The sequence below is a fragment of the Sphingomonas sp. jy18 genome (assembly GCF_056931895.1).
In genome coordinates this window covers 1-13,236 of sequence record NZ_JBXPBT010000012.1, presented here as the reverse complement: position 1 = coordinate 13,236, position 13,236 = coordinate 1, and the positions used below count along the sequence as shown (strand labels likewise).

At 62.2% G+C, this 13,236-nt stretch carries 19 protein-coding genes; 8 read left to right on the top strand and 11 right to left on the bottom strand.

What is annotated here, in order from left to right; genetic code table 11:
- Positions 1 to 152 precede the first annotated feature (152 nt).
- The gene (locus AC0QC4_RS16450) at positions 153 to 560 is read left to right on the top strand and encodes a hypothetical protein (protein ID WP_483661193.1); all 408 of its coding nucleotides are present in this window, start codon (positions 153 to 155) and stop codon (positions 558 to 560) included.
- Between the two features lie 23 nt (positions 561 to 583).
- Here AC0QC4_RS16450 and AC0QC4_RS16445 read toward each other — a convergent pair whose 3' ends face one another.
- From AC0QC4_RS16445 to AC0QC4_RS16405, 9 genes are all read right to left on the bottom strand, one after another.
- Positions 584 to 925, bottom strand: coding sequence for a hypothetical protein (locus tag AC0QC4_RS16445; RefSeq protein WP_483661192.1), 342 nt, complete (start codon positions 923 to 925; stop codon positions 584 to 586).
- A gap of 13 nt (positions 926 to 938) precedes the next feature.
- The gene (locus tag AC0QC4_RS16440; protein ID WP_483661191.1) at positions 939 to 1,205 is read right to left on the bottom strand and encodes a Txe/YoeB family addiction module toxin; all 267 of its coding nucleotides are present in this window, start codon (positions 1,203 to 1,205) and stop codon (positions 939 to 941) included.
- Positions 1,202 to 1,456, bottom strand: coding sequence for a type II toxin-antitoxin system Phd/YefM family antitoxin (locus tag AC0QC4_RS16435; RefSeq protein WP_067403131.1), 255 nt, complete (start codon positions 1,454 to 1,456; stop codon positions 1,202 to 1,204). Before AC0QC4_RS16435 ends, AC0QC4_RS16440 begins: the two co-directional genes overlap by 4 nt.
- A 94-nt stretch (positions 1,457 to 1,550) precedes the next feature.
- Positions 1,551 to 1,751, bottom strand: coding sequence for a hypothetical protein (locus AC0QC4_RS16430; RefSeq protein ID WP_483661190.1), 201 nt, complete (start codon positions 1,749 to 1,751; stop codon positions 1,551 to 1,553).
- A gap of 16 nt (positions 1,752 to 1,767) precedes the next feature.
- Complete coding sequence (locus AC0QC4_RS16425) at positions 1,768 to 2,391, bottom strand: DUF6927 domain-containing protein (protein WP_483661189.1); 624 nt, start codon at positions 2,389 to 2,391, stop codon at positions 1,768 to 1,770.
- 12 nt (positions 2,392 to 2,403) lie between these two features.
- Entirely contained in the window at positions 2,404 to 3,045 is a 642-nt protein-coding gene (locus AC0QC4_RS16420) for a hypothetical protein (protein ID WP_483661188.1), read from the bottom strand.
- Positions 3,046 to 3,092: 47 nt separating this feature from the next.
- Positions 3,093 to 3,485: a hypothetical protein gene (locus AC0QC4_RS16415; RefSeq protein ID WP_483661187.1), complete on the bottom strand. Its 393-nt coding sequence runs from the start codon at positions 3,483 to 3,485 to the stop codon at positions 3,093 to 3,095.
- Positions 3,454 to 4,404, bottom strand: a complete 951-nt coding sequence (locus tag AC0QC4_RS16410) for an ArdC family protein (protein WP_483661186.1) — start codon at positions 4,402 to 4,404, stop codon at positions 3,454 to 3,456. The genes AC0QC4_RS16415 and AC0QC4_RS16410 overlap by 32 nt, the downstream gene beginning before the upstream one ends.
- Positions 4,405 to 4,487: 83 nt before the next feature.
- The gene (locus AC0QC4_RS16405; RefSeq protein ID WP_483661185.1) at positions 4,488 to 6,581 is read right to left on the bottom strand and encodes a ParB/RepB/Spo0J family partition protein; all 2,094 of its coding nucleotides are present in this window, start codon (positions 6,579 to 6,581) and stop codon (positions 4,488 to 4,490) included.
- Positions 6,582 to 7,207: 626 nt separating this feature from the next.
- On the opposite strand from AC0QC4_RS16405, the gene AC0QC4_RS16400 reads away from it, so the two are divergent.
- Entirely contained in the window at positions 7,208 to 7,357 is a 150-nt protein-coding gene (locus tag AC0QC4_RS16400; RefSeq protein WP_155644913.1) for a hypothetical protein, read from the top strand.
- A 188-nt stretch (positions 7,358 to 7,545) separates the two neighbouring features.
- On the opposite strand, the gene AC0QC4_RS16395 is transcribed toward AC0QC4_RS16400, so the two are convergent.
- Both AC0QC4_RS16395 and AC0QC4_RS16390 read right to left on the bottom strand, forming a co-directional pair.
- Positions 7,546 to 7,884 (bottom strand): YnfA family protein, encoded by a 339-nt coding sequence (locus AC0QC4_RS16395; protein WP_483661184.1) that lies wholly within the window; start codon positions 7,882 to 7,884, stop codon positions 7,546 to 7,548.
- Positions 7,885 to 8,014: 130 nt separating this feature from the next.
- Complete coding sequence (locus tag AC0QC4_RS16390; protein WP_052241857.1) at positions 8,015 to 8,419, bottom strand: MerR family transcriptional regulator; 405 nt, start codon at positions 8,417 to 8,419, stop codon at positions 8,015 to 8,017.
- Positions 8,420 to 8,502: 83 nt separating this feature from the next.
- Here AC0QC4_RS16390 and AC0QC4_RS16385 point away from each other — a divergent pair, with 83 nt between their 5' ends.
- The 6 genes from AC0QC4_RS16385 to AC0QC4_RS16360 form a co-directional block, all read left to right on the top strand.
- Positions 8,503 to 9,129: a cation efflux transmembrane domain-containing protein gene (locus tag AC0QC4_RS16385; protein ID WP_066650721.1), complete on the top strand. Its 627-nt coding sequence runs from the start codon at positions 8,503 to 8,505 to the stop codon at positions 9,127 to 9,129.
- Positions 9,126 to 9,926: a DUF3703 domain-containing protein gene (locus AC0QC4_RS16380; protein WP_483661183.1), complete on the top strand. Its 801-nt coding sequence runs from the start codon at positions 9,126 to 9,128 to the stop codon at positions 9,924 to 9,926. The genes AC0QC4_RS16385 and AC0QC4_RS16380 overlap by 4 nt, the downstream gene beginning before the upstream one ends.
- Before the next feature lie 52 nt (positions 9,927 to 9,978).
- On the top strand, positions 9,979 to 10,317 hold the full coding sequence (locus AC0QC4_RS16375) for a hypothetical protein (protein ID WP_483661182.1): 339 nt from the start codon (positions 9,979 to 9,981) through the stop codon (positions 10,315 to 10,317).
- Between the two features lie 70 nt (positions 10,318 to 10,387).
- The gene (locus AC0QC4_RS16370; protein ID WP_483661181.1) at positions 10,388 to 11,605 is read left to right on the top strand and encodes a TolC family protein; all 1,218 of its coding nucleotides are present in this window, start codon (positions 10,388 to 10,390) and stop codon (positions 11,603 to 11,605) included.
- A gap of 2 nt (positions 11,606 to 11,607) precedes the next feature.
- Positions 11,608 to 12,807, top strand: coding sequence for an efflux RND transporter periplasmic adaptor subunit (locus AC0QC4_RS16365; RefSeq protein ID WP_483661180.1), 1,200 nt, complete (start codon positions 11,608 to 11,610; stop codon positions 12,805 to 12,807).
- An 11-nt stretch (positions 12,808 to 12,818) separates the two neighbouring features.
- A partial coding sequence (locus tag AC0QC4_RS16360; RefSeq protein WP_483661179.1) for an efflux RND transporter permease subunit occupies positions 12,819 to 13,236 on the top strand: 418 nt, incomplete at its 3' end.

The following is a 13,236-nucleotide window of genomic DNA, read 5'->3' as shown; positions in this document are numbered from 1 at the left end:
TCGACGCATAGAGTCGACCCATAAGTGCGCGCAGAGACGCTTAGCGTATATCTGTGCCCGTTCTATGTCCTGACCCCGATATCGGCAAGTTCGACCTCGATGTCACGCTGCGCGACGCGGCACTTGATCCGAATTGCCGTCCAACCAAGCGCATGCTCGCCAATGCTTCGATCGGAGTGGAGCCCTTCGATGCCTATTACTCGGCGCGCGAGCTCTATGAGACCTTGCAGGGCGTCTTTCAGGGCCTGCCCAATGCCAAGGCTCGGCTGACGCAGATCCTGTCCTGCCACTGCGATGACTATCAGCGCTGCCTCTACTATGCGCTGGCAGGGCGCGGAGTTGTCCAGATGCTCGACGATCTCGAATGGCTCTTCGAACTCCTCGGGCCGCGGTGCCAGATGTCGGGGCACATTCTGCGCTCGGGCCAGCGCCCTGCGCCGATGGTCAACCCTTACGTCTCGTCAGAGCCTGATGGCCCTGTTCCTGCCCGCAATGCCGACTTTACTGAAGGCCCATCGTGGTATCTCGATCCCGGTCTCGGAGGGATGATCGAGGAATAGATATTCCGGTTCCATCGCAGTGCTCAGGCATGCACGCCTGCGTCCACGGCAGCAATATAAGTGAGCACGTCCTGCACGCGGTCGCAGCGTACAAGTTCCATCGCAGTCTGGCCTGAAAAACCGGAAAGCGCCTCAGAACGGTACCAGGCATAGGCCATGATGACAGAACCGAAACGCGGTTCCACCTTGCTGAGCACCTCTATCATCGAGCCGATGCGGCGCTGAATGTCATCTGACTCCATCCGGCGGGGATCATGTTTGTCGAGACCGAGCGTGCGTGCAAGTTCATCGCCGGTTGTCCCCAGCTTCGCTATCAGTGTGCGCGGGTCACGCGCGCCATTGTCCGCATCGCGATCGGATTCCATCCAGGAGCTCAGTTCAATAGTGAAACCGGCATTGGGCAATTTCTAGCTGTTGCTCGTTTCCTTTGCCAGTGACGCGATAGACCAGACGGTCTTCTCTGGTGATCCGCCGCGACCACCAGCCTGCCAGGGAGCCTTTGAGAGGCTCAGGCTTTCCGGTCCCTTTGAAAGGTGTTCGCTGGCATTCCTTGATGAGATCGTTGAGCCGGGTGAGAACCTTGTCGTCGGCTTGCTGCCAATGAAGATAATCCTCCCAGGCATTGTCAGCAAAGACCAGCTTCAAGGCTCGATCAGCCCGCGCTCATTGCCGCCTTGACCATCCAGTTGCTCGATCGATTGCCTTAGGCGGTCGGCATTGGTGCGGTTCGAAAGGAGGTACATGGTCTCCTCGATCGCGTTCCAATCTTCGAGCGAGACCATCACGATCGACTCTGCTTTCTGGCGCGTGACCACGACATGTGTCCGGTCACTGACCACTTGATCCATAATGCCTTTCAGATTGGCGCGCGCTTCTGAGTAGGTGATAACATCCATGGCTTCATCCTTTCCCGGAACGTTGTACTGATATTGGTACAATTGCAAGCGTGAACAAGTGATGAAGGGAAAGAGCCCATGTGTTCGAGATAGCCTACAGGACAACAATCTGAAGCTCGATCGCACCGGGAAGGCCCTCTTCTGCCGGCAGAACGCAGAAGGGCTGGAGCTTGCTGTCGGTCCTCACCACGGCATGGCTCTGCCCGGAATTTGCAGTCATCCGGATGGCGAGACGCTCGGCATTGGCGCGTCCGCACAGGATCGCCCTTCTGGGATCCAGGCTCTGAAGCAGCATGGTCACCTCCCGAGTGTTACGGCGTTGCCGGGAAGAATGTGCGCGGCGCACGCTTGGGGGGCACGACCTCGAACCGGCGCTCCATCAATCTGCTGATGCGAAACCGGCCTCGCCCATCGGGCGTGCTGAGCTCAATCTTCGCCCCGCGCCTTGTCACCCTGAATTCGGCGTGTTCGCTGCCGTCGGTGAACTTCATGGGTTCAGGCAGCCGGATCATGTCACCATCGGCGATCTTGCGTTCCTTGAGCCGCAGTTGGCGGTAGCACCGGTTGCGCCAGTCGAGGGCATAGGGGTGATTGGTTGGTCCCAGTTCCTCGAGGATGCTTCTGGGACACCCGGCCTCCACCGGCCCGGAGTTTTCATCCATGTCCTTGTAGCCGAACAGGAGGCCGTCGGCTGCCTTGGGGTTCCAGCGGACCAGACAGATCACCGCGGAGATGGCGTGGGGCTGGTTGTCCGGTCCATAGCGCTGGACCGCCGCGTAATAGGCCCCGGTTGTGGACACGCTTCTGACGACCCGGCATCCTTCGAAGGTGCCGGTTTCTTCATTCTCGCGCTCCCATGTGAACTGATTGTCGAGATAGGCCTTGGGAGTGTCGAAGCCCCCCATTCCGGCACGGTGCATGTAAAGCCAGCCCATGCGAGTTCTCCTTCAGATGAGCCCCGGCTGTGCCGGAGGTGCGATCTTCAATTCGCGCGCGATCCGCGCCGTGAGTGCGGGAATGTCTGCAAGGGCGGTGATTGGCGCTTTGCGCATCACCGCGCCAGGCGGTTTCCAGAACGGGTTGCGCCAGGCGAGACCCGGCTCGCCGAACCTTTCCGGGCTGATCCGGACATAGATACCTTCGGCTTCCAGCACATGCTCGCCCGCGAGCTGTTCCTGTGAGGTGTAATAGCTGATGCGGTAATCGGCATGCTCGAGCCCGATCCCTGCTGCGATCTGGCGAAGGGCGCGCGTGCCCTCGCGCCGGTAGTGGCGCAGCTCTTCGGGACGATAGTCGATCCCTCGCTTGACCAGCGCAATGATCGCCGGTCTGTGCTTGAGCTCGGCAAGGCGTTCGATGCACTGGGACCGCAGCGCCTGGTCGTCGGCCTCACATTCGGTCGGCCTTCCGTCGGCAATGCGCTGAAGGTGGCGGGTGAGGAGCAGCACTGCCGGGCAGCTTGCAGCCTGCCGGCCTGCAAGGCGGACGTCATCGACGGCCTCGTTCAAAGCTCGCAGCGCATTCTCGAAGGTTGTCAGTCCGTCGGGCTGGAGGGCGCGGCGGTAACGGTAATCGATGTCGCAGGACATGAGGCTTCCTTTCCATTGCAAGATGCAATGGCCCCATCCCCCTTCCCTCAATGCAGGCTGCCGCGGTGCTCGCTCGGGTTCTCCAGCGGCAACGGCTCGTAGATCATCGGTCGCAGGAGCGCCCCTGGCGCAATCTGTTCGAGGATCCTCGCTATTGCCGAGACCGCCACGCCCGCCTCGGTTGTCTGGATGATTAGCGATCGGCCTTGACTCGGAGCTGTGCCAAGCGACCAACCGGCGTCCCCCTTGCCGAGAAGACCGTCCAGCACCTGGCGTGGATCCCTCTGGGGGAACAGGCCTGCGATATACTCAGCCAGCACACCGCCAATGGGCGCCCTCCCGCGGCTTGCAACATCACCCGCATAACGGTGAAGCTGGGTGAGGCGAACGACCTCCTCGGAGGCTGGCTCAAACACAAGCCGGAACTGGCGCCGTTTCATCGGCTTCCTCCCCTTCATCCTCTGCAGGTTCGCTCTGGTAGCCCGAATAGGCCGCAAGATGGTTGAATGCCTGATCGGCCTTCGCGGCCGCGGTGATGATGGCCGTCTTGTCGGCCTTGAGGATCTCCAGCCAGTGCGAGACATAACTGGCATGGCTTTCGTGGAGGTCTGCCGGAAGGCCCAGTTCGTAGCAGATCCGGGCACTCACCTGCTCGGCGACCAGCTCCTCGAAAGAGTATGCCTTGTCGCCGAAACGCTTGCCAAATTCGCGGGCAAGCCGCGAGGCATGGCCCGACCAATGGCCGAGTTCGTGCGCTTTCGTAGCCACGAATCCGTCTTCCGTGGCAAAAGCATTGGGATGCGGAAGCTGAATATAATCAGCGCCCGGCGAGTAGAACGCGCGGTCTCCGCCGAGGCGTATGTCAGCCGGAACGGGTGAGAAGAAGCACTCGATCGCAGCGGCCTTCTGCGAGGGCGTCGGCGGCGCTTCGGGCACCGGGCTCGGATAGAAATGCGGCGGCAGGCCATCGATCTGAGAGGCGTTGAACACGCTGTAAGCGCGCATGAAGCGGATTGTTTTCGCCGATTCCTCGCCGGTTGCATGGTCGATTGCAGTCTTCTTCGTGTTGTTGAAGTAGATGCTCGGCTCGGCGGTTTCGCCTTTGCGGACCTGTCCGCCAAGCTCGATGGCCTGGCGCCAGGTCATCCAGTAGCGTGAGCCATAACCATAGTGGTCGGCGACCGCCCAAAGATAGAGGCGGTTGATCCCTGTATAGGGGACGCCTGCAGCGCGCAGCGGTGCTCCGCCCATACCGGTCTTCTTCCAGGGTCGGCGCCAGGGCAGCGTTCCGGCCTCGATTGTAGCGATGATCAGATTGGTGATTTCCTGCGCGACATCACGCTTGGGTCGTTGGCGCATGGGCCTGCTCCTCAACAAAAAAGAGGCCCGGCTCACTCAGGCGAGTGGCCGGGCCAGGTCATCAGGAGGGGTGATTGACCGCCTCAGGCGGCTACCGCCGCTTCTTCACAGGCGACTTCAGGTTGATGGTCATTGAGGAGCTCGTCGGCTTCGCTGCCGGCGTGACCACCATCTCCATCGCAGACGTCGGCGACAGGGTCGCCCTCGTCGGTATCCGGGATGACCGGATCAGCGGGATTGGCAGCAATCGTGAACTTCATGCCTTCAGGCAACCAGGCAAGCGCTGCTTCCTTGACGTCCAGTTCAATGATCGCCTTGCCGGCGAAGATCGTCTCGCAGGTCTTGGCAAGGTCAGCCTTCTTCGATGCCGCATAACGCGCCGCAAGATCGCTGCCACCGACTTCGGTCAGTGCTGCAAGACAGGAGGTCTTGCTGACCCGGTCGAAGAAATTCTCGGCTGTCGGCCGCCACATCGCAGCGACGTCGATGTCGAGCATACTGCCGATGACTGCATGGATCGGATGGTATTCCGAACCATAGCCCTTCTTGGCTTCGAGCGAGATGGCCACCGCATAGGCGAGCCACGCCGCCTTGGCTTCGTCGGCAAGCTCGCGGAAGGCAGCGAAGCGCTGGGATGCGCAGCCATGTTCCTGCCATCCCTTGTTGAGCGCGTTTTCGGCCTCGGCGAGAATCCCTTCGGCTGTGGACTGCGAAAGCTCTCCGGTCGCAGGATCGTTGGGTCGTCCGCCCTTGATCGAGGTTCCCCGGCTTTCATAGCTGTGGCTGTCAGCCAGCGCGAAGATGGCGAAGTCGAGCGCGAGGCCCGGATCGGTGAGGAGGGATGCCGAGAGGATATTGCGACGCTGGACCGAAAGCTCGTCGAAGAGGCGGGCGCTGATCGGCTTTTCCGTGCCCGGCGCTACTGCCTCGGGCCTGGAAGGCGCAGGGCTGGCTCGCTTGGTGGAACCTGGCACCGGCTCTTCGGCCGTCGCTGTCACCTTGCCATTCTCATCGGTCTCGAACGACAGGCGCTTTTCGCTGTAGTAATCGGCCTCGAGCACCATTTCGCCGCGGGTGGTGAGAACCAGGAACCGTCCGGCCTCGCTGCGCCATTCTTCGGGCAGTTCGCGCACCGGGTTGTTGAGGTCGCTGCGCTCAGCATCGAGATCCTCGTACTCGGCCTCGAGCTGCCCGAAATCGGCATCATCGTCTTCGTCGCCTTCGTCGATGATTGCGCTGATTTCTTCCATGCGGGCATCGATCGCGTCAATTCGGGCTCGTGCTTCTTCGGAGAGCGGCGCGGGCGGGAGGCGAACCGCATTGACGCCCATTTCGCTGCGTGCCTGCCATGAATTGGTCGACGCCACCGGGCTGATCCAGGCAAGGCCCGTCTCGGCAGTGATACGCTGGGCTTCGGCTTCCATTTTCTCCGCCGCAAGCCCGTGGGCGATCTCGATGTCGATCCAGCGATCATCTGCCGCTTCGCTGAAGAGGTCGCGCTCGATCTTGCCGCCGGCGGCCACATAGGCATCTTCGCCGATCAGCAGCGCGATTGGGTCATTGCCGCGCATGGAACCGCTCGCCACCATACGCCGGATGGCATCGGCGCTTGGGTTATAGGCGTAGCGCATCTGCTCAAAGACCCGCAGCTGCACCTCATGCTGATCGGTCGCGGCGTAAGCCTTGGCGATCTCGAGGGTGACGTCGCCTTTGGCGAGTGCTTCGAAAATCGACTCAGCAAGGTTTGCTAGCCGCAAGCGGCCTTCAACGAAACGCTGGGTCAGGCCAAAGCGTTTGGCGACCGCGGCAACATCGCTGCCCTCCTTGATGAAGTGCTGGAAGGCGCGGCATTCTTCAGCTGGGGACATCCCGACGCGCTGGAAGTTCTCAGCGAGCGAGGCCTCGCCAGCTTCCTCTTCGCTGCCCTCGAGCAGCTTGCATTCGATCTCGGTGTCGGGGGCCCACACACCGCGTGTGACGATCATATCGATGGCCCGCAACCGGCGACCACCGGCGATCACCGCAAACTTGCCGCGCTTCTTGCTCTTGGTGACCAGCAGGTTCTGCAAAAGGCCGCGCGCTTCGATGTCGGCAGAAAGCTGGATATCGTCTTCTTCGCTGCGCGTTTTGCGCACATTGGCATCGCTCAGATAGAGCCGGGTAAAAGGAATAAGCATCGTCGTCACTCCTGATGTGCACCCGGCAATCACCCGGGCACACCTCCCCTCCCCCTCCCCTTCTGATTCACTTTGCACGCAGGCCCCAGGGTTATTCTTTGTCGCCCCCGGATGCACACCGAGGCAAGCCATGCTTGAATTGCTGTCAATCGACGATTCCGAAATTATCGACTCAGTGGACTGGCAGAGGTCGTCATGGAGGCGGCATCATGGATTCGGGATACCTGTGTAACTATGTCTTTGATCCAACCGAACACCGCAGTATGGTTTGGCCAGTGACACAGCGCCTATTCCTCTGTCTCGCGGCATTTCTGGTCGCGCTGCTTCCCGTAGAGGCAACGTACGCAGCGAGCGGCTGCGCTCCCATGGCAGAGATGAATGCGGACGCAGGCGATTGCGGCGATTGCATGGACGACGAGCGCGGGCAGTGTCAGAGCTTTTGCCTGGCCTTGTGCCAGACCCTTGCGGCAGAGCGCATTTCGTCACTAGAGCCTCGTGATCTGTCGTCACTCACTTTTCTGGCGCTTCTCGAAAAGTTTCCGCCCCTGCCAAACGGAGGGCCGGAGCCACCGCCTCCCCGAATGCTCCGCTGATCGACGCAATTCACTTTCAACGGAGATATCATCATGAAGAAGTACATCATCACGGCAGCCGTGCTGCTCGGTTCCAGCTCAGCAGCATTTGCCGCTGCGCCGGATCAGGTTGCATCGCTGGCCATGTCCTGCTGCGACCTCGTGTTGGCATGCTGCGAGGCGGCCATGGACTGCTGCCCGTAACGAACTGACCAATACTTGAGGGCGGGCGTCCGGTCACTGACCGGGTGCCCGCTTTCATTTGGGCCGTGATCGCACGGATGGCTAATATCTCAGGGACTTGGCTAGAGCTATTCATTACAGCCGTTAACCCATCGGTGTTCCGCAATATTCGCGAAAAGCTTTTCGAGTGACCATCCCATTAGCTGCCATCAGGCTGATCGTCCTGGACCCATCAAAATCAGCCCTGCTCCGGCGAGGCAAATCGCGGCACCAATGATATCCCACCGGTCGGGTCGCGCGCCTTCGACATTCCAAAGCCAGATGAGAGACGCTGCGATGTAAACGCCGCCATAGGCTGCGAAGGCTCGGCCCGCAGCGGGCGTATCGACCAGCGTCAGCAACCAGGCAAAGATGGCGAGCGACACCATGCCCGGCGCAACCCACCAGGCAGATTTGTCGAGCCGCAACCATGCCCAGAACGAGAAGCAACCGGCGATCTCCGCCAGCGCGGCGAGCGCATAGATGAATCCGGTTTGCAGGGTTGGCATGGTTAGTGCTCGATCCGTGGCGATAGTGGGGATGGGCAGACCATTGCCGGGTGTCGCAGCATCGTCAACGCGGTCTGGTGGATCCATGCACGCGAGGCCGAAGCGTTGGCGCCAAAGCAGCGATCTTCGATCACGTTGCGGTCAGCGTGCGCGGGGCGAGGGTCTCGATGATCTTGCAGTCGGCCACGGTCCCGTGACGGCAGGATCCGATGACCCGGTCCAGTTCGCCGCGCAGTGCGCTCAGATCGGCGATCTTGCGGTCGATTTCGGTGAGGTGGACGCGCGCGATTCCGTCAACGGCATCGCAGGATTGGGCCTTGTCATCCGACAGCGTGAGCAGTTCGCGCACGGCTTCGAGCGTGAAACCGAGATCGCGGGCGCGGCGGATGAACGACAGGCGCGCCAGATGATCATTGCCATAGGCACGGTAATTGGCACTTGTCCGGGCGGGTGGCGGCAACAACCCGATCTTTTCATAATAGCGCACCGTCTCGACCTTCGTCGCCGTGGCGCTCGCGAGTTCGCCAATTTTCACTGCCACTCCTTCGGGCTTGACCCTATAGTTACTACAGGGTGTAGATAGAATGCCGACTCGCAGATTGTCGAGAAGGCAAAAAGATGGCTGATGATTGCTGCAAGGCCGCGTGCGGAACGACGGCAACTCTGAATGACCCGCGCTGGCGCAGGGCTTTGTGGATCGCGCTCGGCGTGAACGCCGGCATGTTCGCGGTGGAAATGGCGGCAGGGGCCGCTGCGGACAGCCGCGCGTTGCAGGCGGACGCACTCGATTTTCTGGGCGATGCCACCAATTATGCGATCAGCCTGCTGGTCGCCGGGATGGCGCTGGCATGGCGCGCGCGGGCGGCGCTGGCCAAGGGGCTCGCCCTCATTGGTCTGGGTGGTTGGGTCATGATCACAGCCGTTCTGGCGGCGCTCGGCGGAGCTGCACCCGAGCCTGAACTGATGGGAATCATCGGCGCGCTCGCGCTGGCGGCCAACACCGGTGTCGCCATCATGCTCTACCGTTTTCGCACTGGAGACGCGAACATGCGCTCGGTCTGGATATGCTCGCGCAATGACGCGATCGGCAATATCGCCGTTATGGCGGCCGCACTTGGCGTGTTCGGCACCGGAACAGCCTGGCCCGACCTCATTGTTGCAGCGATTTTGGCGCTGCTCGGGATCAGCGGCGGCATTCAGATTGTCCAGCAGGCACGGCGTGAATTGCGGAGCGTTGCGGCATGAAGGTTTCCCGTTCGACACATATCGCGCTCAAGCCGGAGACGGTCTGGGCCGAGGTGCAGACGGCGGGCCTGTTGCAGCATATCGCTTGGCCGCTGGTGCGCTTCATCCCGGTCGATGACGCGGCGTTCGAGAGCTTTCAGCCCGGCGGGCGCTACCAGGCTAAGGTCCGGCTCTTCGGCATGATCCCCTTTGGGACCCAGTGGATTGTGACCTCGCTGCATGAAGCAAATGACAGCGAATGGCCCAAGCGATTGCGCGATGACGGCAATAGGGCCCTCATCTCGAAGTGGGATCATTGGATTACGGTCGCGCCGGACAAGGACGGCGGGACGCGCTACAGCGACGAGGTCGAAGTTTCGGCGGGTGTCCTGACCCCGTTCATCTGGGCCTTTGCGCAAATCTTCTATTGGCACCGGCAGCGGCGCTGGCGGGGGCTTGCCAAGAGCCTGGCTGCGCGGCGGGTGATCGCGGTGGAAATGGCGGCAAACCTTTCAGCGGTAGAAGCGGGCGACGACGATCGTGCGTGGCACCATCTGGAGCGGGTTCATATCGTTTCGCAGCCTTTTCTGGGTCCGCATCTCGCCAGTCATGGCGCCATGCTGGGGTTTGCGATCCGACGGCGCGATTGGAACGAAGTTCTGGGCCAGATGGTCCGGATCATTCTGGCCCCGCTCGGTTCGCTGACGGGCCGGTTGCCGGTGGGTAACACCGGGCGATCCAATGTAAGCGCGTTTGCGCCGATGCCGATACCTGCGGATCTGGCGGAAGCGTTGCGCCAGCAGGAACTAAGTTCGTGACATCGCAGCTGTCAGATTGCTTGATTAACCCCTTTTCAGTATTGCGGCGGTGATGGTGCGTGTGCTTCTTCTGTTTTGGCTGGCGGTTGGACTGGCATTTGGCGGCGTAGAATCGCCGTCGATGGCGCACGACGCTCTGCCCTACAGTGCTGTCCTTGCTGCGTCCGACGTAAGCGGTCATGCCGAAGCAGCGCATCGCGACCATGCTCCCGATGATGAAAATTCCCCCTGCCATGCCATGGTTCATCACCATTGCAGCGTGGGTCTTAATGCCGGCGCGCCGGTCATGGTCGAAAGCCTGTCGCTGGCCCGTGTCGCGATGCGGCCACAAGACAGCGCCATCCTGAGCTCTTTGGCGCAAGCCCCGCCGCTTCAGCCGCCTTCTGCCTGAACTTGCACCTTAACGGCGCACGGACCTGTGGGTTCGCGCACTGAACGCATGCCAAGTTCAGGAGTTTTTCATGCCCATATCCTTGCGCGCCGCCCTTATGGCTGCGGCGCTCGTCACTGCCTTTCCGGCCTTGGCCGAACCCATAACGCTCGAGACTGCAATCGAGCGCGCCATTGCAAGCCAACCGCGCCTGGCAGCCGCTGAGGCGCGTGTCGACGCTGCCGAAGCGCGCACGCGTCAGGCGAATGTCGGTCCCAATCCGCAAGTCAGCCTCGAGGTCGAGGATTTCGCCGGAAGCGGTCCGTTCCGCGGCTTGGACAGCACACAAACCACGCTGGCGCTTAGCCAACAGCTCGAGATCGGGGGTCAGCGAAGCGCCAGGCGGTCCGTTGCGGCAAGCGAGCGTGAGGTGGCGGCCCTTGCCCTGCTTCGCGAGCGCATTGATCTTGTCCGTGACGTTGAACTGGCCTTTGCCGAGCTGGCAGCGGCGACGGATCAGGCAACGCTGGCGCGCGACAATGCCGCGCAGGCGGCATCGCTTGCCAACACGGCGCGCATTCTGGTCGAAGCGGGCCGCGATCCGCCGCTCCGGCAATTGCGTGCCCAAGCGGCGCTTGCCGAGGCCCGTGCCGCCGAGGTTGAAACATTCAGTCTCATGCTTGCCGCACGGCGGAACCTCGCAGTGCTGGTTGGGTCAGATGATCCAGATCTGACGGTCTCAGCCGGTTCGCCGCAGCCCCGACGAACAACCAACGATCCTGCCTTCATCGGCATCGACGAGCGGCTTGCCGAGGCGGAACGCCGAGTGGCTGCAGCGCGGGTGACGCTGGCGCAGTCGGCTGCTGTTCCTGATGTAACGGTAAGCGGCGGTCTGCGGCGTTTCAATGACGGGCGCGACACCGCGCTTGTTGCCGGCGTGTCGCTGCCCATCCCGATCCGCGACCGCAATCGCGGAGGGATCGAGGCTGCGCGTGCCGACGAGACCGCAGCTGAATATCAGGTGCAGCGGGTGCGAGCCGAGGCGCGGCGAGACAGGGCGCAGGCACAAATGCTGGTCGAAGCTGCCGAGACGCGGTTGGCCGCGCTTGAAGGGCCCGGCCTTGCCCAAGCCGAAGAGGCGGTGAGGCTGGCGCAGATTGGCTACAATGCAGGGCGCTTCTCGCTACTCGAATTGCTCGACGCTCAAGGCGCGCTGACGACGGCGCGCCGTTCCATCATTGAAGCCCGGCTCGACCGGGCCCGCGCGATTGCCGCGCTCAATCGCGCCTATGCGCGCGAGGAGAACTGATCATGACGATTGACCGGAAAATGCTGGCTCTGATCGGCGGGGCCGCGATCATTGCCCTTGTGGGTGGCGGCGCGGGCTATGTGCTGCGCGGCGACGCAGCACATAGCGACGAAGCTGCCCAAGGCGCTGAGTCTGGCGGCGATGCAGAAGCCGAGGCGGCGCCAGGGGAAGGCACCATCATGGTGACCGAAGCGCAGCTGCGCACAGCAGGGATCGTGGTTGCGGCAGTCGGAGAAGGCTTTGCCGGGGGCGAAGTGACAACGGCGGGCGTGCTCGTGCCGCCGACACAGTCGGTCGGTCATGTCACCGCACGCACATCGGGCGTTGTCGTGCGGATCTTGCGCCAGCTTGGCGACCGGGTCGCGGTAGGTGATGCGCTCGCTGTCATTGACAGCCGCGAGGTTGCCGAGGCGCAGGGCGCATCGGCACGCGCACGGCGCGCAGCCGAAGCCGCACGCACTGTTCTTGCGCGAGAGGAAAGTCTGTTCCGCCAGCGTGTCACGGCACGTCAGGATTATGAAGCAGCAAGGGCCGCCTACGATGCGGCGCGAATTGATGCGCAGCAAGCCGAGCAAGCCTTGCGCGCGCTCGGCGCGGGAACGGGAGGAGGCACCACCCGGCTGATGACGCTGCGATCGCCGGTTGCGGGTGAGGTTACTTCGGTGACCGTGACGCCGGGTGAATATGTTCCGCCCGAGCGCGAGCTGTTTCAGGTTGCCGATCCACGCACGGTCTGGGCGGAACTGATGATCCCCGCGCGCGATATCCAGCGTGTGCTGGTTGGCCAGACGATCATGCTTTCTGTCCAGGGAAGCGATCACCCGCACACGGGCAGCATCCGCTTTCTCTCACCCGCTGTCGATCCGGCCACCGGGGCGGCCAAGGCTATCGCCACCATCGACAATCGCGATGGTGACCTTCGTGTCGGACAGAATGTCAGTGCGCGGGTCACGACGCCCGGGAGCGATGGCCAGCGGGTGCCAGTGGTGCCGCGCAGCGCGATCCAGGAGGTTGACGGGCGCAGTGTTGTTTTCGTGCGCACGCCGCGCGGCTTTGTCGTGCGGCCGGTGACGGTGGGCACTGGCAGCGATTCCGCCGTGCCGATCATCTCGGGTCTGCGCGCCGGCGAACGCGTCGCGACCGTCAATGCCTTCGTCCTCAAAGCGGAACTCGGCAAGGCTGAGGCCGAACATGATCATTGAGAGGACGGACCATGATTGAAAAAATCCTCGCCTTCGCCGTCGAGCGAAGGGTGCTGGTGGTCCTCCTGACCGCGTTTGCCGCCATTTATGGTGCCACCCAGCTTGTACAACTGCCTGTCGATGCGGTGCCCGACATCACCAACCGGCAGGTGCAGATCAACGCCGTTGCGCCCTCGCTCGGGCCGACGGAAATGGAACGCCAAGTCAGCTATCCCATCGAGACCGCCATGGCGGGCATGCCCGGCCTCGTTGAAACCCGCTCGATTTCGCGCAACGGGTTTGCGCAGGTCACGGTGATCTTCACCGACGATACCGATCTCTATTTCGCCCGCCAACAAGTAGGTGAGCGCTTGACGCAGGCGGCGGGCACATTGCCACCCGGGGTGGATCCACAAATCGGACCGGTATCTACCGGCCTTGGCGAAGTGC